Source organism: Polaribacter sp., assembly GCF_039939415.1.
GTDB lineage: Bacteria > Bacteroidota > Bacteroidia > Flavobacteriales > Flavobacteriaceae > Polaribacter.
The window spans coordinates 125,190-144,605 of record NZ_JBDVJE010000048.1 but is presented as its reverse complement, the minus strand read 5'-3'; the positions used below and the strand labels follow the sequence as shown (position 1 = coordinate 144,605).

The following is a 19,416-nucleotide window of genomic DNA, read 5'->3' as shown; positions in this document are numbered from 1 at the left end:
GCGTCTTTTTTATTTGTAACATCTTTCTTAAAAGCTATTCTATTATAATTTTATTAGAAGATTTTTTATTGTTTTCATCAAGCAAATTAACAATGTAAACTCCAGCCGTTAAACTTACGGAAATTTCTTGTTTTTCATTAGAATTGAAATCTAAATTAGAATTATATACTTGTTTTCCATTAATATTAAAAATCCTCATTTTTGATTTTCCTAAAGTATTTTTGGCAAAAATGGTAAAACTACCATCAGAAATTGTTGGATAAACTGTAAAAGCTTTTTTATCTGATAAAACATTGTCTATTGATGCTACAGCAGTATTTATTGATCTTATTGCCCATCCAAATGAATTTGCTCCCGGATCCGAAACTAATTTAAATCTAATCACAATTGTTTCTCCAACAGAAAAATCCTTATCTGTTAATATTATATTCTGAGTTTTAAATAAAGCATCACTTGCAGAAGCTGCTCCTCCTTTATTAAACTCAGTCAACCATTCTGGAAATCTCCTGGCATCATATTTATCAAGTGTTTTCCATGTTTTTAAGTCTGTAGAAGCTTCTATTATTACGTAATCATAAAACTTTGTAATGTCTGCTAAACTATCCGTATAAGGTTCTACTATTGCTAAGTCTTCATAAAAGAAATTTTTATTACCCTCAGAAATAGTTAGTGGTTTCTTTAAAACAGCAGTATAAGTTTTATTATTTTCATAAGGATGATCCATATTATTTAATACATTACCCGAAACTTGTCCATCTAAATCATCCACCTTGAAACCTGAATCATAAACAAATACATCTGTATCCTTAAAATCAGAAATAGTGATGTTTGAATCTGAATTTTCAAAATCAATAACTACAAAATCTTGATTTTTTATTGATGTTTGTAAATTATTTGTTTCGTCAAAAACTTGAACCCCTAACTTGTGATACCCTTCAGATAATTCATTAGTTTCATATGTGTATGTTAAATCTGAACTAAAATCTTGAATGATTTCAGCTTGCTCAATATCATCAATAAAAAATTTGATTTTACTAACATTATCTGTAGGTACTTTATAACTTACAATTATCTTTCTACTATCAATTCCTTTTTGTTTTGTAGTTACTTCTGCAAATGTTAAATAAGCTGGTAAAATATAAGAATTTAATTCAGGTATAGTAGCGGACCAAATACCTCTACCATGAGTAGCAATTACGACTTGATCGTTTACAACTTTCATATCATAAACAGCTACTGAAGGGAATTCTGTAACCAAACTCCACCTCAAACCTGCCGTTGATGTTTCAAAAATACCAATATCCGTACCTACCCAAATAACTCTTTCATCAAAAGGCATTTCTAAAATACTGTGCACTGCAACATCAGGGAATCCACTCTTTTGATTATTGGAAATACCTGAAATATCTGTCCAACTTTCACCCAAATTTTCTGTCTTTAAAACCTTGGCAGCTCCTTGTGAAGAAAAAAGTACATAGGCTCTATTCTTATCTATATGTGAAGTTCCCAACCCTGAAATATAATAATTATGTCCTCCTTCAGGGCTAGTAAAGGTATTAGTCTTTGAAAATGTTTCACCATTATCTTTAGAAACAAACAAGGAATAACTCCCTGATTCAGTCATTGCTGCTCCAGCCCATATGACGTTAGGATCTGCTGTTGATACTTTTACATTTAAAGCACTTACTGCTCCTGGAGTAAAACCACTTGTAATAGGTGTTAAATTCCATGTTTCAGCGAAATTAGTTGAGCGCCAAACACCACTACTTGAAATCGCAAAAACCACATTTGGGTTGTTATCTGCATTAGCTATTTTTGTGTAAAATGGAGATTTTGAACTATCACTAGACTCAGAAAAATTTGCTAATGCTCCACTAAAATTAACATATCTTGCAATATAATTAGTTTGAGAAGTAACTATGAAATCTTGTGGTTTATTATAATGCCAGATAGCCTCAAAACCATCTCCTCCTAAAACATCTATATAATCTTTATTTTTGTCAGCATTATTGTCTAAAGCTATCCAAGAACCATTATCTTGCGCACCAGCTAAGTAATTATCTTCTCCATTTTGTTTTGCTGCACCATAAAACTGTGTGCTATTCTTCCCTTTTACTGCATTAGTCCAATTTCCTGCATTAGCACCAGGATTCTGGTTCATTGTTGTGCTATATACACCTCCATCATTTGCTAATAAAATTCTAAATTCTTGATTAGACCCTAAATTTGAAAATAACCCATGTTGATCAACGTGTACGTCTGAATTAATTTGAACTTCATCATATCCAGAAGCTATTGAAGTAAATGTAAACTTATCTCCATTAATAGTTACTTTAAATATTGCTACACCACCAACATAAAAAACATTAGCATTATAAGGGTGTCCCATAATAACATTGTTATACCACCCTTGCCCTGTCAGCAAATTTGCATCTGAAGCACTTCCTTCTGTACCTAAACTTGTAAAAGTAACCCCTTTATCTCTTGAAACATAAAAATCTGAATTAACTCCTACGGTTGCATTCTCAGAACTAAAAACACTTAAAAAAACAGTATTTGGATCTGCAAGAGAAACTGAAGTTTCAAATCTACTGTGATTTGAATTATAATCAAGCTTATCAAAAACAAGTGTCCATGTTAACCCACCATCAATACTTTTAACAATTCCTATACCATTTACAGAACCATATTGAATATTGAAGTTTGATGGATCCGCATCCAAATCCTGAACTGCGTTTGAAGAAACATACCTAGGAGACCAATTAACTCCTCCATCTGTTGTTAAATAAATTCCTGTTGTTGTACCTATAACTACATGATTTTTATCAGCTGGGTTTATGATAATTCTCCCAATACTTCCAAATGTAGTTGTACTTGTTAAATGCTGCCAAGTAGTTCCCCCATCTATTGTTTTGAAAACCCCAGCACCTCCCACTGCGTCAAGGCTTCCAAAAGGTTCTCCTGTACCTACATACAAAGTATTTGGGTCTGTTTCACTAATTACTATTGTCGAAGTTGATAAATTAGGTATTTTAAAATCTGTAAGGTTAGACCATGTTAATCCATCATCCTCAGTTAACCAAACACCTCCCCCTACAGAACCAACGTACCATCTATTTTTGTTGTTAGGATCAATTGCAATTCCCCTTGATCTACCTGGCACATTAAAAGGCCCTCTTTCTGTAAAAACAGAAACAATTGAAACTGTAGATGATTTTTTAGCAAATAAGGCTTGTTTTGCTTTGTTATATTCTGTTATCAAATACCCTTTTTCATAGGTGTTATTTTCGGCACCTAATCTTTTTCTAATTTGATTTTGATAGTCTGCTATATGTTCAATACCCTTTTTATCTTTTTTTATCGTTTTCTTTGCTTCAATTTTTTTTAAAGTAATCGTTTTATCGTTTTGCTGACATGAAACAAAAACAAAAAGTATAAATATTATTAATAATAGTGAGTAATTTTTCTTCATCTTGTATTTTTATTATTTTATTTTTATTATAATATAATCATTTCTGACTTCTTTCTCTTTAGATAAGTCATTATCAGTTTTTTCAATAATTCCTTTATGTACAAAACATCTTAAGCTTTCGTTGTCATACCATTCTATTTTGACTCCAACAAAGATACCTTCTTTTTTTACTTCTTTTGTTTTAACATCTATAACTTTGTATTTAAAAATAGTTGGTAAATTACCATCAACTTTATATTCTAAAACTAAAAGTAACGTCTTTTCTTGGTTATAAACTTTTTTTATTACTTTCTCTTCTTGAAAAGTTACAAGTTTTTCTTCTTCTTGATTTTTTTTGTGCATAGTTTTAGCTTTACAAAAGAAAAATAAACTTGAGAATATTAATAATAATATTAATTGCGTAAGTTTTCTTAACATGTATTTTTTTATTTATGGTACTTTATCTAAAATATGACTTAAACTCTAAAAAATGAGAAAAATCTGTCAAAAATAATGTTAATTTATCATTATTATATTATATTTCCTGTTAATTTTTTATGTAGTCTTATTGCGTAACTATCTGACATTCTTGAAACATAGCTACAAACTTGCATGATTCTATCGTATAAATTAGTTGTATTTGTTTTGTACTCATCTGGTAATAAGTTTAAAACCAATTTATCGTAATTTGATGGAGTTTCATCAAATTTATTGTTCAAAGCAGTAACAAAAACATCTAACAAATCTGCTATAATTCTATAACCAGCAACTTCTTTTTCTACAACTTCTTTGCTTTGATAAATTTTATCAACACTAATTTTAATGATATCGTTTATTTGTGCCTCATATTTACATTTATCTAATAAAGATTTTTCGAAAGCTCCATTTAAAATAGCTTCTTCATTATCCAAGAAAATATCTACAGCTTCATTTATTAACACACCTATTGCTAAAGCTCGTAAATAGCTTACTCTATCTTTTTTGTGTTTAAGTGAATGATATTTTTTACTATCAATAGTATCTTTTACCAATTTAATCATGTATTCTAAAGCAAATTCCTCTTCTATTAAACCTAGATTAATACCATCTTCAAAATCAATAATTGTGTAACAAATATCATCTGCTGCTTCTACTAAATAAGCTAAAGGATGTCTATAAAACGAGACTGCTGAAGTAGATTTTTGCTTCATTCCTAAATCATCTACAACATCTAAAAACTCACTTTTTTCAGATTGAAAAAAGCCATACTTTTTATCTACAATATGGTTTGTTGGTTTCTTTGGGAGACTTTCTTTTGGATACTTTAAAAATGCACCTAAAGTTGCATAACTTAAACGTAAACCTCCAGACACACCATCTCTTGTTTCTGTAAGAATTTTAAAGCCATTTGCATTTCCTTCAAAATCTACTAAATCTTGATATTCTTTTTCTGTTAATTGCTCTTTGTACTTAGAACCTTTACCTGTTTTAAAATACTCTCCAATTGCTTTTTCTCCAGAATGTCCAAAAGGCGGATTCCCAATATCATGCATAACAGATGCTGCAGCAACAATGGCTCCAAAATCGTTAAAAGTATAACCTAATTCTTGTAAATTTAAATGACGTTCTAACAACACTTTTCCTACTCTTCTTCCTAAAGTTCTACCTACAACAGAAACTTCTAAACTGTGTGTTAAACGTGTATGAACAAAATCTGTTTCTGATAATGGAATTACCTGTGTTTTGTCTTGTAAACTTCTAAATGCTGATGAAAATATAATTCTGTCAAAATCTACATCAAAACCTAAACGTGTTTCATCTTGTGATGCTCTAAGGCGTTTTTTTGTATCGCCAAAGCGTTTTAAAGAAAGGAGTTGTTCCCAGTTCATTGTTCTTTTATTTATTACCGTTTTCTAAGATTACATCTTTTTCTGAATATAACAATTCTGCAACCTGTATTAATTTTTTTATTAAATCATTTACATTTACGTTATCATTTACTAATGATGATGCCATATTTATAGTGATTAAATTTTTTCTTATCAATCTATCAATAGATTTATTGTCTTTTTGCAAAGCGATTTTAGCCTCTTTCTTTAATTTCATTAATTGTTTAAAGTATTCTTCTTTTTCTTCATTTTTACGAAACAAATAAATAACCCTGAGTACTTTAACAACTTTTTTTCTAAACTTGTTGTATTCTTTTTTTATTTCATGATTATCAGACTCTAAAAACAGCGTTACATTTTTTTCTAACTCTCTTGTATCTTTAATAATTTCAACCATTCTTCTATTGGCTAATTTTAATTCTGATAATCTATCACTTTGTTTTTTTGTTAGCTTAAGATCTTGCTGACCTCTGGTTACATAACTAATAATTTCACCATAAATATTCTTAACCTTACTGTAATATAATTCTTCTACATCTACCTCTATTTGAATCTCTGATTTTTTTATTATTTTTTTAATCTTTATATCAGATTTAATGTCATCTCTATGAATATTTAAAGCATGAGCAATAATTTCGAAAATTGCATTTTTAAATAAATATTTAGATTCATTTAAAACAGAAGAAATTAATGATCCTGGAAATTCTAAAACTGCTTCATTTAAATATTTTGGCACATCTATTCCTTTATTTTCATCTTCTTTATAAAGTTTTAATAAGAATTTTTCTAATTTGCTGATAAATGGAATCATTATTAGAACTCCTAACACATTAAAAATTGTATGAAACAAAGCAAGTTTTAATGTAAAATCTGTTTCTGAAAAATCTAAAAATTCTGATAAATAGTTTACAAAATTTGCTAATGGAAATATAAACACTAAAGCAATTAAACCTGTAGAAAAGTTAAATATTAAATGTGCAACTGCCAATCTTTTTCCTGCTGCATTAGAACTTAAAGAACCTAAAACAGCAGTAATTGTAGTTCCAACATTTGCACCAATTGCAAGTGCTAAAGCATTTTGATATTCTATTTGTCCTGCCGCAAGAGCAGTTAAAATTAAAGCTAAAGTGGCACTACTAGATTGTAAAATTGTGGTTATAACAATTCCTAATCCTGCATAAATAATGACTCCTAAAAACCCAGAAACTGCAAATTGAGTTAAATCTATATAATCTTTAAAAAAGTCGAAACCTTCTTTCATGTAATGAATACCGAGAAAGAAGAAACCTAAACCCGCTAAAACATTTCCTATTCCTTTAAAAGTAACATTCTTTTTAAAAGAAAAAATAAGTCCGAAAATTAACATTGGCATTGCCAAAGCAGAAATTTTAATTTTTAACCCAAAACCAGCTACTAACCAAGCAGTTGCAGTGGTACCAATATTTGCACCAAAAATTAAACCTAAACCTCCTGAAAGACTTATTAAACCTGCACTAATAAACGAAATTGTAATTACAGAAACTAACGAACTAGATTGTACTAAAGCTGTAACCAAAGCTCCTGCACTAATACTTTTATATAATTTATTAGTAGCATTTTTTAAAAAATTCTGTAAAGGTCCTTTTGTAAAAACCTTAAAACCTTCTTCTAACATAATCATACCAAAAAGCAACACAGCAACACCTGCTGCTATTGTTTTAAAATTTGGATTGAAAAAAAGAATTATAGCGAGTATAACTAAGAAAGAAGTAAATAGAATTTTTTTAATCATCTTAAAATCGCAACTATGTTTTACAAAGATTATGTAAACATAAAGATATTATTTATAAATAAAAAAGAGAAGTATTTCTACTTCTCTTTTTATTAACTTTAAATTTAAATTAAGAATAAACTCCCCAATTTCTTTTTATAAACCATTTTGGTTTCCATTTAATGAATTTTGAAGGTTCAAAATGAACGTCAGTTAATTCTATTTTTACAATTTGTATTGGTAAAATAGAAAGGTTATGTCTTCCTTCTGGTCCATCTAAAACTAAAAAATGGTATCGTTGAGATTTATCTCTAAACCTTCTACTTGGTCCATAATCAAATGGAACACACCTTCTAGTTAAAACTCCTTTTTTTACTGAATTAAATGTCATGTTTACAACTAATTTACTATTAATTGCTTCTTTAAATATTTTATTATTCATATTTATAAAAATTAGCTTATCAACAATTTATATTTTATGTGTTAATAAGATTTTAACTCTAAAAATCCCACTCATAACAGGCGTTTTAAAATTATAAGTTGTTTATATAAACATTTAACTTGGTAAGAAGAATCTAGTTTTGTACTTTTGAAGTAACAAAATGGAGTTGAGGTTAACTCTTCTTCTCTGTTTTATAATATAATTGGGGTCGGATCCAAAAAATATTAAAAAAACCAAGGGGCGATATTTATATTTCCCTTTTTTTATGCCTCGTTTTTACTACCTCAGCAATTTTATTTTAAGATATTAATAATAAAGAGAAGCACAAAAGACTTCTCTTTATCACTTTTAATTTATTAATTTATCCTTCACAAGAAGCGCATTCTTTCTTTTGTTTAAATTTTTGTGCAGCATTCATACTATGTTGATAATACATAGATTTTACACCTAATTTCCAAGCATTTACATATACTGCATTTACATCTTTAATTGGCATATCTGGATGTACCATAATATTTATAGACTGCCCTTGATCTATATGATTTTGTCTATTTGCTGCTTGATATACAATTACATTTTGATCTATTTCTGAATAGGTTTTAAACACTTCTTTTTCTGCGTCAGTTAAACAGTCTAAATGTAATACAGAACCATCATTATCTCTAATACTTTTCCAAATATGTGATGTATTAAATCCTTTTTCTTCTAATAATTTTTCTAAAATCGGATTTTTAATTGTTGTTTTTATCTTCGCAATATCTTTTACATAAATATTAGACCAAATTGGCTCAATACCTTGAGAAACTTGTCCTAAAATAAATGCTGATGAAGTTGTAGGTGCAATTGCATTTAACGTTGTATTACGTCTTCCATAACCTTTTAAGATTGCTGGTTCTCCATACAATTTAGCCATTTCTTCAGATGCTTTATAAGATTTCTCTTTTATCACCTTAAAAATTTCACTATTTAAAGAATACGCTTCTGCACTATCAAAACCTAACATTTTAGATTGTAATAAAGAATGCCATCCTAAAGCTCCTAAACCTAAAGCTCTGTTATCTTTTGCAAAATTATACGCTTTTTCCATAAATCTAAATGTAAACTGATCGTCTCTATTTGGCGAATCTTTATACACTTCTAATTTGGTAATAAACTCTTGCATTACTGCATCTAAAAAGTATGTAAGTGTTTCTACTGCATCTGTATCTTTCCACTTATCATAGTGTAATAAGTTTACAGATGATAAACAACACACAAAAGACCAATCATCATTAGAAGGTAACATAATTTCTGTACAAAGATTACTTGCATAAATTTCAAGATTTTTGTCTTTGTAAACATCTACTGTTCCATTATTTGCATTGTCTCTAAAAAGAATATATGGATACCCAATTTCTCCTCTTCTTTGTAATATTTTTGCCCAAATATTTCTTTTATCTACATCACCATCAATCATTTCTTGCATCCAATCATTACCAACTGTAACTCCGTGCGTTAATTCTTGAATTGGGTTTCCTTCTGTACCTATTTCTAAAAACTCTTTAATATCTGGATGATCTACAGGTAAATATGGAGAAAAACGACCACGTCTTACAGAACCCTGACTTACTACATCAACCATTTTTTCAAACAATTGCATTATATGAACAGAACCAGATGATGAACCATTATTTTTTACATCTGCTCCTCTTTCACGTAATTTACCAAAGTAACCAGAAGTTCCACCTCCTAGTTTAGACATCATACCAACTTCTGATTGTGAGAATAAAATATCTCCCATATCATCTGCTACATGAGATCCAAAACAACTAATTGGTAAACCTCTTTTTTTACCAAAGTTAGACCAAATTGGCGATGCTAAAGAAAAATAACCAGCTGCCATGTATTTGTAAAACTTATCAGAAAAACCATCAATTTTTAAAATACGCTCTGCATTATCTGCAATTTCACGAATTCTTTCTTCTGGGGTTGTGTTTCCTGTTAAATAACCCGATTCTAAAAATTTACGACTATTTTCTGTTAGCCATGTTATTTCGGGTTCGTTTTTGTTTTTTAATATTTCTTTTCTAGCGTTGTTTCTTGCTTGAATTAGTTGCTCGTGCTCAGTAAGTTGTTCAGTGGTTTTTGTGGTGTTTTGGTTCATAGTTTAAAATAGGTCGTCGCTTGTTATACTTTTAGTTCTTTTACTGTAGTTAATAGATCTTTTAACGAAGAAATCTCCGTGTTTGGTTCCAATTATTTCATCATCAAACCAATCTGTTTCTGCTACCAACGCTTCATCAACATCAAATACTTTTGGTATACCAATGCTTTCTAAAGAGTTGTTAAATCGGTTTTTAATAAATTCTTTTATTACTTTTTTAGGTAGAAAATCTAGTTCTCCGCTTTCAAAAATCCAATCGATAATTTTGCTTTCAGAAACATATGCCTCTTTACAAGTTTCTTGCACTAATAGGCTATGGTCTTCATCAAACCATTCTGGATTTTCGTCTTTTATAATTTTGATTAAGTCAATACCAAAATCTCCATGAATTTGCTCTTCTTTAGAAGTTGCTTCAACCACATTTGATATCCCTTTTAAAACATTTTTATGCTTATTAAAAGCCATAATAATTAAAAACTGAGAAAATAGAGATACGTGTTCTATAAATAGAGAAAACAGTATGATAGATTCTGAAAACTCTTTATTGTCTTCACTTTTCACATTTTTTAAAGCGCCTTCTAAATAATTAACACGCCTCATTATTACTGGGTTTTTCTTTAAGTTTTTAAACTCGTTATTTAGCCCTAAAACTTCTAATAAATGAGAGTATGCATCATGATGACGAACTTCACTTTCTGCAAAAGTAGCACCTACAGAACCTATTTCTGGTTTTGGCATTTTTTTATAAATATCTCCCCAAAAAGTTTTTACTGCAACTTCTATTTGAGAAATTGCTAACATGGTATTTTTAATAGCATTTTTTTCTACATCTGTAAGTGTTGCTTTAAAATCTTGAATATCGCTTGTGTAATTAAACTCTGTATGAATCCAATACGAGTGTCTAATTGCATCTACATACTCGTTTAAAGCAGGATAATCATAAGGTTTTAAATTCAACCTTTTTTCAAAAATATTTAACTTTCTACTTCTCGTTTGTTCATCTCTATATAAAATATATGCCTTTGCAACATCATGAAAAGGACTATCCATTAATTTGTATTCTACAATATCTTGTACTTGCTCTACTGTAGGAACATAATGAGGCTCATTTAATTTTCTTTCTAATAAAGTTCCGTTTACAATATTAGTTATTGCAATTGCATCTTTTCTACTACCATTATTAACAGAAAGCATTGCTTTTTCAATGGCATTTGTGATTTTATCTAACTCGAAAGTACTAGTTTCTGAATCTCTTTTAATGATTTGAGTAATTTCCACAGTGATTTGATGTTATTTGAAGGTTAATTATTCGTAGAAAACGAACATTACAAAGATTGCTTTTTTTGTTCCAAAATGAAAGTCATACTTATTCACAAATCCCTTAAAGTTTTTAACATATTTGTCAATTTCGTTTTTTTAAGCTTAAAAAATTAGTTTTTTAATAATTTGATTACCAATTAATTACTATTACAAAATCGCTACAACTACTATTTTTACTGACATTCTTAAAACACACTTTAAAAAAACTTGTTTTAGAGATTATTTATTCTTTTTTAAATTTAAAAAAATAGCTTTTTTAAGCTTCTTTTTAAACAAAACCTTATAATTACGGCTAATTTTGTAAAACCAAACATTTATAATCTTATATTTGTAGTATTATTAACAATTTATTATTTATTAAAGTGAAAAACGGAACAGTAAAATTCTTCAACGAGTCTAAAGGATTTGGATTTGTAACTGAAGATGATTCAAAAACGGAGTACTTTGTACACGTATCTGGATTAATTGACGAAATTAGAGAAGGTGATGCAGTAGAATTTGACCTTAAAGAAGGTAGAAAAGGTTTAAACGCAGTAGACGTTAGAGTTATCTAAATAAAAATTTTTAGATCATTTACTAAGAACAAGTCGCTTAAAATATTTTAAGCGACTTTTTTTTGCCTTATTTTTGCAGAAACTTTTTTTTAATGAAAATTACATTTGCTAAAACCGTTAAAATTGCTATTATATCTGTTTATATAATTTTTTTAGCAGGTTCTGTTGTTAGAATGACTGGTTCTGGAATGGGTTGTCCTGATTGGCCAAAATGTTTTGGTTACTACATTCCGCCAACTTCTGAAGAACAAATTACCTGGAAACCAGATACTGAATTTAAAAAAGGCTTTATTATTATTAAGGATGAAGTTTTATTTGTTGCAGAAAAAGACATTAAAACAACTACTACTTTTAATAAAAGTAATTGGGAAAACTACACAAAACACGATTACGCAAAGTTTAATAAATACCATACCTGGACAGAATATATTAATAGGCTTTCTTCAGTAATAGCAGGTTTTGTTTTCTTATTTTTAATTTATGGAGCAGCAAAATTTTGGAAAAAAGATAAAAGGATTCCAATATTAGCTTTTAGCGCTTTCTTTTTAATGTTGGTTGAAGCTTGGTTAGGAAAAACAGTTGTAGACACCAATTTAAAACCCACAATTATTACCATTCATATGGTTATTGGCTTACTTATAATTGCACTTTTATTACAACTAAATTTTGTGATTTCTGAAAGAAAAAAGATTTTTAAATACAATACTATTTTTAACAAATTACTAATTGTTTCTGTTCTTTTTTCTTTAATACAAATTGCAATGGGAACACAGGTAAGACAATTTATAGACGAACAAGTAAAACTATTTGGTTTCGAAAATAAAGACTATAGCTTAATGAATCCTAGTTTTAAATTCTACTTTCATAGATCATTTACAATTGCAATTGTTTTAGTAAACTTTGCTTTGTTTTATTTAAATCAAATAAAAAACTTAGGATACAAACTCTTAAATTGGGTTGTCTTATTAATCTTTATAGAAACAATTACTGGTATTTTAATGTATTATGCAGAGTTTCCTTTAGGAACCCAAGCAATACATTTATTATCTGGAGCTATTTTATTTGGATTGCAGTTTTATTTATGGTTACAGAGCAAGAAAAAAATTGATAGTATTCAGTAGAGCATACAATGTTTTTTCTTAACTTCTTAAAAATTACTAGAAGTTACAAATCTTTCAACTCTTAAACTTAATTTTTAAGGATGCGCATTTACCCAAACTTCACCATCAGAAAAATATTCTTTTTTCCAGATAGGTACAGTTTCTTTTAAAGTATCAATTGCAAATTCACAAGCCTCAAAAGCAGCTTTTCTGTGCTTTGAAGAAGTTGTAATAATTACAGGAATAGCACCAACTTGCAACATGCCTTCTGCATGATGAATGGCTATTTTTTTAATATCAAATTTTTCTAAAGCTAAATCTGCAATCTTTTGCATTTCTTTAATTGCCATTGGTTTGTAGGTAGAAAAATCTAATTGTTTTACCTCTTTTCCTTTAGTATCATTTCTTACAGTACCTACAAAAGCAGAAATACCACCACAAGAATCATCTTCTACAAAATTGTAACATTCTTGTAAATTTAATTTTTCTGATGTAATTTTTATCGAAGTTCTTTGCATTGTTCAACAAAAATAACAATTCAAAATGTATCTTTGCTATCAATTTTTTAATACTTCATAAAAATGAAAAACATCTTTAGATTCGTAAGTTTATTAGAAGGGATTTCTTATCTATTACTTTTATTTATTGCAACTCCTATTAAATATTTACAAGACAACCCTGAATATGTAAAAATGTTAGGAATGCCTCATGGAATTCTTTTTATGTTATATGTAGTTTTAGCTTTTATGATTAAAAAAGAAATGAATTGGAACAATAAAACTTTAGGAATAGTTTTAGTTTGCTCTATTATCCCTTTTGGAACTTTCTATGTTGATAAAAAATATTTAAGATAATATTTTACCCACCAGAAACTGGTGGAATAATTGCAACAACATCCCCTTCTTTTAAAATAATTTCATCTGAAGCATATTCTTCATTAACAGCAATTGCATAAGAACCTATGTTTTCTAATTGAGGATATTTTTCTTTTAGTAAACTTTTAAAACTGAGAACAGAAAAAACATCTGGAGTCACTAATTCTAAATTAGAAGTTGCTACCAAATCTGTAGTAATTCCAAAAAAAAGTACGTTAATTTTCATTTTTCAAAATTAATTAAACATACTTAATCTAAACAATAAACCATCATTTTTAATTCCTGCATGAAAAGATTTTACATAATCTACTCTTAGAAAACGCCATTTACCAAAACCAATATTACCTAACCCAATAGAATATTCTGAATACGGTTTCTTATCTGCCATTAATAAGGTTTTTGCACCACCTACTAAATGAAAATTTAATTTACTTATCAACGGAATTTTACCTAAAATTGCTCCTCTAAAATTATGCTCTATATGTGCTTCTGCATATTTATCATTTGTATAAAATTTATAATATTCTAACAATCCAAAACTATTTAACTGGCTATCTAAAGGAAAATCTAACTGGTTTCCATTTGCTTGTAATTTATCCATAAAAGCTATATCTTTCTTTTTCAAAAACATTCCTCCTTTTATGTTGTAAGATAGATTTCCGTAATTCCCTGCATTTATATCTTGCCTTAAACTTGCAATAAATAAATCTGAATTTAATTCAGAATTTGAAGCTCCAAATCTTTTAGTATAATTAACATTTAACGTTGGAAACTTATCATTTCCAATATTAAACTTACTATCAGGATAAGACAAATACTTTTGTCCGAAAATAAAAGTTGCTCCTACATTTAATGCTGCAATTTTATGTTCTGAAAAAGCAGCATTTACAAAATCTGCTGTATTTAATGGATTGTTAGATGTGTAAGGTTCTGTATTATTTTGTTTTGCAAAAGAATAATTTGTAGTATTAAATAATGGTTTTCTATTTGCATATTCTAAAGAAGAAGAAAAATAAATTCCGTTTTTAATTTCTTCAGAAAAACTAATTCTGGCAAAACCTTTTTCGTAAATTTTTAAATGATTTCTTCTATAGAACAAAGATGTAATTGTATTGTTTAAATCCATAATTGGATTGCTACTATTAAATTGAGCTGTTGTAATACCACCAGAAATTGACATTTTTGGTCTAGAAATATTATTCCATTTTTTAGTAAAGAAAAAAGTAGGTCTAACGCGTTTATCAGAAAAACCATAATTTGCTCTTACACCTGTATTCCACCATTTTCCTTTTTCGTTCTGTCTTTTAAAATAACTAAAACCTAAAGAAGTATTAAAACCTTGTACAGTATTAAAACCAAAATTCCCTAGTAAACCATTGTAAGAAAAAGACCATTTTTCATAAGAATTTCTATAGGTATAACCAGTAATTGGAGAAAGTAAGCCAAACTTATTTTGTTTTTTATTTACAGAATCTAAATACTTTTTAGACTTACGAACTACCTTAATACTGTCTTTAATTTTATAATCTTTTATTTCTTCTATTGTTAGTGGTACTGGCCTTAGTTTATTCCAATAAACAGTATCTTTTTCTGTTGCTTTTTCTTCAAAAGTTAACACTTCATTTGTAAAAGTTTTTTCGGTATAATTTGGTGAAAAATCGTATTTAGAATAGGCAGAAGAAAAGCGTCCATCAAACTTAAAACCAAAAGCATTTACCTTAAAATCTATACTCTGGCTTATTAAAACCCAAGCATCAATAATTTCTGAATAATTAAAACCCTGTTTTAAATACAGAACATCTACCACAGGTATATTTACTTGTGCACCAGTTACAGAAACATCTGCTCCATAAATTGCCCAATCATCTTCTACCACATAAATAGAGCCATTAAAAACTCTATCGTTTTTTCTTTTAGGAATTAATTTTATTTTATTGATGAGTTTTCCGTTTTTATCATAAAAAGTACCTTCTAATTTGTATTTATAATAACTAAAAGCGTTTGTAGAAATTGGCGAAACCAAATCGTTCCCAAACTCTACACTATTTTCATATAAATTAATATTTGCATCTTCTGCTCTATTAAAACTTATGCCATTATCTGTACCAGAAACTTTAGAAGCAATAATTTTTTCTTTAAACTTTTTAGGTTTTTTTTGAAACTTAATTTCAGAAACTGTTTCAGAAAGATAAATAATTCCACTTCTTGTAGAATCTAAACCACCACCAAAATCGCCCATAGTTTGCCCCATAAACTTCTCTGGAGCATCTTTAATTTTATACAACCCTCTACTATAAAATTTGGCTGTATATTTTGCAAACTTATCAGTATTCTTGTCTTTATTTGCAATTACATTTCTAATAATTCTATTTGCAGGATTATCTTTTGTAGAAATAGAAATCTCATCTAACTGCACATTTTCTTCTTCTAAAGAGACATCTAATTGAAAAGGGAAAGAGGTAATATTTACATTCTTTTTTAATGTTTTATAACCTAAAATTTGAAAAACAAGAGTATGATTTCCTTTTTTAGAAAGGTTTAAAATATAATCTCCATTATCATTAGATGTTGTACCTGTAACTGTTTTATCTAAATAAACACTTACAAATGATAAAGGGGTATTTTTTGTGTCAGTAATTTTTCCTTTTACCTGTGCTAAAATAGACGATGTTATAAAAAGAAATAATAGAAAAGTAATTTTTTTCATAGGTTAGTTTTGGTAGATAGATGCAAACATAAAGTTTATGTTACAATCAAATCTTTAAAATTTGTTAAACAACGTTTAATAGTTTCTTAAATTTTAAATAAAAAAATAAAGCCTAAAGAGCTCTAAACTTAATTTATTACAAAAAAATTAATGCTTTTATCAATCCAAATAGAATATAAAAATAAATTTAATTTTATCGAGTATTAATAATAATTTAAAGCATTTAAAAGTAATAATATATCATTAACATTTTCAACGAAAAGCCTATATTTGTTTGTTATAATCATTGCAAACAACAATTTATGAGCGATTCTAGAAAAAGACACGAAGCATTATTATATCACGCAAAACCAAAACCAGGAAAAATTGAAGTAATTCCTACAAAAAAATATGCAACACAGCACGATTTAGCATTAGCATATTCTCCTGGAGTTGCAGAACCTTGTTTAGAAATTGCTAAAGATAAAAATAACGCCTACAAGTACACTTCTAAAGGAAACTTAGTTGCTGTAATTTCTAACGGAACTGCTGTTTTAGGTTTAGGTGATATTGGTCCTGAAGCCTCAAAACCAGTAATGGAAGGAAAAGGATTGCTTTTTAAAATATTTGCTGATATTGATGTTTTTGATATAGAAGTAGATACTACTGATGTTGATAAATTTATAGATACAGTTAAAGCCATAGCTCCTACTTTTGGAGGAATTAATTTAGAAGACATTAAAGCTCCAGAAGCTTTTGAAATAGAAAGACGTTTAAAAGAAGAATTAGACATTCCTGTAATGCATGATGACCAACATGGAACTGCTATAATTTCTGCAGCTGCATTAAAAAATGCTATCGATATTACAGAAAAAGACATTAGCAAAGTAAGCATTGTTGTAAACGGAGCTGGAGCTGCTGCAATTTCTTGTACTCGTTTATACCTAAAATTAGGTGTAAAAAGAGAAAACGTTGTAATGTGCGACAGTAAAGGTGTCATTAGAAAAGATAGAGGAAACCTAACTTCACAAAAAGCAGAATTTGCAACAGATAAAGATTTAAACACTTTAGATGATGCAATGGTTAATGCCGATGTTTTTATTGGTTTATCTATGGGGAATGTAGTTTCTCCAGAAATGCTTTTAACGATGGCTAAAGATCCAATTGTTTTTGCAATGGCTAACCCTGTTGCAGAAATAGAATACGATTTAGCAGTTGCCACAAGAAAAGATATTATTATGGCTACAGGTAGATCAGACCATCCTAACCAAGTAAATAATGTACTTGGTTTTCCTTTTATTTTTAGAGGCGCTTTAGATGTTAGAGCTACCAAAATTAATGAAGAAATGAAAATGGCTGCTGTACATGCATTAGCAGACTTAGCAAAACAAACTGTTCCAGAACAAGTAAACCTTGTTTACGATGAGGTAAGTTTAGCTTATGGTAGAGATTATATTATTCCAAAACCATTTGACCCTAGATTAATTTACGAAATTCCTCCTGCAATTGCAAAAGCTGCAATGGATTCTGGAGTTGCATTAGAACCAATTGAAAATTGGGAAAAATATCGTGAACAATTAATGGAAAGATCTGGTTCTGGAAGCAAAGAAATTAGACTTTTACACAATAGAGCAAAAAGTAATAAAAAACGAATTGTATTTGCAGAAGCAGATCATTTAGACGTTTTAAAAGCTGCACAAAGAGTTTTTGAAGAGAAAATTGGAGTGCCAATTTTATTAGGAAGAAAAGATGTTATTTTAGAATTGATGGAAGAAATTGGTTTTTCTGGAGATGTTACAATAATTGACCCAAAAACCGACGAAGAAACTGAACGTAAAGAACGTTTTGCAGAAACTTACTGGAAAACCAGAAGACGCAAAGGGCGCACCTTAACTGAGGCAAACAAATTAATGAGAGAACGTAATTATTTTGCAGCAATGTTGGTTAATGAAGGTGAAGCAGATGCTTTAATTACTGGGTATTCTAGACCATACCCAACTGTTGTAAAACCTATTTTAGAACTTATTGAAAAAGATAAAGGAATTACAAAAATTGCAGCAAGTAACTTAATGCTAACTAAACAAGGTCCTCTATTTTTAGCAGACACAACCATTAACGAAAATCCTTCTGCAAAAGATTTAGTTAAAATTGCACAAATGACTGCTAATTTTGTTAAAATGTTTGGTATGAAACCAAATATGGCAATGGTATCTTTTTCAAATTTTGGTTCATCAAACTCAGAAACTTCTAAAAAAATTAGAGAATCTATATCTTATTTACATCGTAATTTTCCAGAAACTGTTGTAGATGGAGAATTACAAGCAGATTTTGCTTTAAACCCAGAATTACTAGCAAAAGAATTTCCTTTCTCTAAACTAAATGGAAAAAAAGTTAATGTTTTAATTTTCCCTAATTTAGAATCGGCAAATATTACATACAAACTATTAAAAGAAGTAAATAAAGCAGAATCTATCGGACCTGTAATATTGGGCTTAAGTAAACCTGTACATATTTTACAACTAGGAGCAAGTGTAGATGAAATGGTAAATATGGCAGCATTAGCAGCTGTAGATGCCCAAGAAAAAGAAAAGAAAAACAACAAATAAAATTTATTACTTTAGAAGCTTAAAAAAATCATTTCATGATTACACAAATTAGAGGAAGATTAATAGAAAAAAATCCAACAGATGTTGTTGTAGATTGTAATGGTGTTGGATATTTACTTCACATTTCTTTAAATACTTTTTCTAGCTTACCAGAGGAAGAAGCTGTTACACTATACACACATTTATCTATTAGAGAAGATGCTCATACACTTTTTGGTTTTATTTCTAAAACTGAAAGAGAAGTTTTTAAACTTTTAATTTCTGTCTCTGGTGTTGGTCCAAGTATTGCCAGAACAATGCTATCTTCTATGACATCAGAAGAAATACAACATGCTATTGCATCAGAAAATGTACCTTTAATACAATCTGTTAAAGGTATAGGTGCCAAAACAGCACAAAGAGTTATCGTAGATTTAAAAGATACAATTTTAAAGACGTTTGATATTGATGAAGTTTCTATATCTACAAGCAATACAAACAAAGATGAAGCGTTATCTGCTTTAGAAGTTTTAGGTTTTAATAAAAAACAAGCAGACAAAGTTATAGCTATGATTTTAAAAGAAAACCCTGATGCTTCTGTAGAAAATTTAATAAAATTATCCTTAAAGAACTTATAATCAA

15 protein-coding genes are annotated in these 19,416 nt (G+C 28.7%); 5 read left to right on the top strand and 10 right to left on the bottom strand.

Annotated features, from left to right (window positions below; genetic code table 11):
* Nucleotides 1-34: 34 nt before the first annotated feature.
* The 7 genes from ABJG40_RS07845 to ABJG40_RS07815 form a co-directional block, all read right to left on the bottom strand.
* On the bottom strand, nucleotides 35-3,472 hold the full coding sequence (locus ABJG40_RS07845) for a T9SS type A sorting domain-containing protein (protein WP_348024028.1): 3,438 nt from the start codon (nucleotides 3,470-3,472) through the stop codon (nucleotides 35-37).
* A 12-nt stretch (nucleotides 3,473-3,484) separates the two neighbouring features.
* Nucleotides 3,485-3,814 (bottom strand): hypothetical protein, encoded by a 330-nt coding sequence (locus ABJG40_RS07840; RefSeq protein ID WP_348024027.1) that lies wholly within the window; start codon nucleotides 3,812-3,814, stop codon nucleotides 3,485-3,487.
* Nucleotides 3,815-3,981: 167 nt separating this feature from the next.
* Nucleotides 3,982-5,319 carry a deoxyguanosinetriphosphate triphosphohydrolase gene (locus ABJG40_RS07835; protein ID WP_348024026.1) on the bottom strand — a complete coding sequence of 446 codons (1,338 nt, stop codon included), beginning with the start codon at nucleotides 5,317-5,319 and terminating at the stop codon, nucleotides 3,982-3,984.
* Between the two features lie 7 nt (nucleotides 5,320-5,326).
* Entirely contained in the window at nucleotides 5,327-7,090 is a 1,764-nt protein-coding gene (locus ABJG40_RS07830) for a Na/Pi symporter (RefSeq protein WP_348024025.1), read from the bottom strand.
* A 109-nt stretch (nucleotides 7,091-7,199) separates the two neighbouring features.
* Entirely contained in the window at nucleotides 7,200-7,511 is a 312-nt protein-coding gene (locus tag ABJG40_RS07825) for a hypothetical protein (protein WP_348024024.1), read from the bottom strand.
* A gap of 361 nt (nucleotides 7,512-7,872) precedes the next feature.
* Nucleotides 7,873-9,654, bottom strand: a complete 1,782-nt coding sequence (locus ABJG40_RS07820) for a ribonucleoside-diphosphate reductase subunit alpha (RefSeq protein ID WP_348024023.1) — start codon at nucleotides 9,652-9,654, stop codon at nucleotides 7,873-7,875.
* A 3-nt stretch (nucleotides 9,655-9,657) separates the two neighbouring features.
* Nucleotides 9,658-10,932 (bottom strand): ribonucleotide-diphosphate reductase subunit beta, encoded by a 1,275-nt coding sequence (locus ABJG40_RS07815; RefSeq protein ID WP_348024022.1) that lies wholly within the window; start codon nucleotides 10,930-10,932, stop codon nucleotides 9,658-9,660.
* A 404-nt stretch (nucleotides 10,933-11,336) separates the two neighbouring features.
* On the opposite strand from ABJG40_RS07815, the gene ABJG40_RS07810 reads away from it, so the two are divergent.
* Both ABJG40_RS07810 and ABJG40_RS07805 read left to right on the top strand, forming a co-directional pair.
* A complete protein-coding gene (locus tag ABJG40_RS07810; RefSeq protein WP_348024021.1) occupies nucleotides 11,337-11,528 on the top strand; it encodes a cold shock domain-containing protein in 192 nt (63 codons plus the stop codon).
* Between the two features lie 92 nt (nucleotides 11,529-11,620).
* Nucleotides 11,621-12,649 carry a COX15/CtaA family protein gene (locus ABJG40_RS07805; RefSeq protein WP_348024020.1) on the top strand — a complete coding sequence of 343 codons (1,029 nt, stop codon included), beginning with the start codon at nucleotides 11,621-11,623 and terminating at the stop codon, nucleotides 12,647-12,649.
* 74 nt (nucleotides 12,650-12,723) lie between these two features.
* Here the strand turns inward: ABJG40_RS07805 and ABJG40_RS07800 are convergent, their stop codons facing one another.
* Nucleotides 12,724-13,146: a molybdenum cofactor biosynthesis protein MoaE gene (locus tag ABJG40_RS07800; protein WP_348024019.1), complete on the bottom strand. Its 423-nt coding sequence runs from the start codon at nucleotides 13,144-13,146 to the stop codon at nucleotides 12,724-12,726.
* A gap of 63 nt (nucleotides 13,147-13,209) precedes the next feature.
* Here ABJG40_RS07800 and ABJG40_RS07795 point away from each other — a divergent pair, with 63 nt between their 5' ends.
* Nucleotides 13,210-13,482: a DUF3817 domain-containing protein gene (locus ABJG40_RS07795; RefSeq protein WP_348024018.1), complete on the top strand. Its 273-nt coding sequence runs from the start codon at nucleotides 13,210-13,212 to the stop codon at nucleotides 13,480-13,482.
* A 4-nt stretch (nucleotides 13,483-13,486) separates the two neighbouring features.
* Here the strand turns inward: ABJG40_RS07795 and ABJG40_RS07790 are convergent, their stop codons facing one another.
* Together ABJG40_RS07790 and ABJG40_RS07785 are read right to left on the bottom strand one after the other, a co-directional pair.
* A complete protein-coding gene (locus tag ABJG40_RS07790) occupies nucleotides 13,487-13,729 on the bottom strand; it encodes a MoaD/ThiS family protein (protein ID WP_348024017.1) in 243 nt (80 codons plus the stop codon).
* 9 nt (nucleotides 13,730-13,738) lie between these two features.
* Nucleotides 13,739-16,210: a DUF5686 and carboxypeptidase regulatory-like domain-containing protein gene (locus ABJG40_RS07785; protein WP_348024016.1), complete on the bottom strand. Its 2,472-nt coding sequence runs from the start codon at nucleotides 16,208-16,210 to the stop codon at nucleotides 13,739-13,741.
* Nucleotides 16,211-16,512: 302 nt separating this feature from the next.
* On the opposite strand from ABJG40_RS07785, the gene ABJG40_RS07780 reads away from it, so the two are divergent.
* Entirely contained in the window at nucleotides 16,513-18,795 is a 2,283-nt protein-coding gene (locus ABJG40_RS07780) for an NADP-dependent malic enzyme (RefSeq protein WP_348024015.1), read from the top strand.
* Between the two features lie 35 nt (nucleotides 18,796-18,830).
* Nucleotides 18,831-19,412, top strand: coding sequence for a Holliday junction branch migration protein RuvA (gene ruvA, locus ABJG40_RS07775; RefSeq protein WP_348024014.1), 582 nt, complete (start codon nucleotides 18,831-18,833; stop codon nucleotides 19,410-19,412).
* Nucleotides 19,413-19,416 lie beyond the last annotated feature (4 nt).

Excerpts from the sequence above, each read along its gene's own strand:
- ABJG40_RS07845 (WP_348024028.1), bottom strand. The coding sequence starts at position 3,472 with ATGAAGAAAAATTACTCACTATTATTAATAATATTTATACTTTTTGTT.
- ABJG40_RS07840 (WP_348024027.1), bottom strand. The coding sequence starts at position 3,814 with ATGCACAAAAAAAATCAAGAAGAAGAAAAACTTGTAACTTTTCAAGAA.
- ABJG40_RS07835 (WP_348024026.1), bottom strand. The coding sequence starts at position 5,319 with ATGAACTGGGAACAACTCCTTTCTTTAAAACGCTTTGGCGATACAAAA.
- ABJG40_RS07830 (WP_348024025.1), bottom strand. The coding sequence starts at position 7,090 with ATGATTAAAAAAATTCTATTTACTTCTTTCTTAGTTATACTCGCTATA.
- ABJG40_RS07825 (WP_348024024.1), bottom strand. The coding sequence starts at position 7,511 with ATGAATAATAAAATATTTAAAGAAGCAATTAATAGTAAATTAGTTGTA.
- ABJG40_RS07820 (WP_348024023.1), bottom strand. The coding sequence starts at position 9,654 with ATGAACCAAAACACCACAAAAACCACTGAACAACTTACTGAGCACGAG.
- ABJG40_RS07805 (WP_348024020.1), top strand. The coding sequence starts at position 11,621 with ATGAAAATTACATTTGCTAAAACCGTTAAAATTGCTATTATATCTGTT.
- ABJG40_RS07800 (WP_348024019.1), bottom strand. The coding sequence starts at position 13,146 with ATGCAAAGAACTTCGATAAAAATTACATCAGAAAAATTAAATTTACAA.
- ABJG40_RS07795 (WP_348024018.1), top strand. The coding sequence starts at position 13,210 with ATGAAAAACATCTTTAGATTCGTAAGTTTATTAGAAGGGATTTCTTAT.
- ABJG40_RS07790 (WP_348024017.1), bottom strand. The coding sequence starts at position 13,729 with ATGAAAATTAACGTACTTTTTTTTGGAATTACTACAGATTTGGTAGCA.
- ABJG40_RS07785 (WP_348024016.1), bottom strand. The coding sequence starts at position 16,210 with ATGAAAAAAATTACTTTTCTATTATTTCTTTTTATAACATCGTCTATT.
- ABJG40_RS07780 (WP_348024015.1), top strand. The coding sequence starts at position 16,513 with ATGAGCGATTCTAGAAAAAGACACGAAGCATTATTATATCACGCAAAA.
- ruvA (WP_348024014.1), top strand. The coding sequence starts at position 18,831 with ATGATTACACAAATTAGAGGAAGATTAATAGAAAAAAATCCAACAGAT.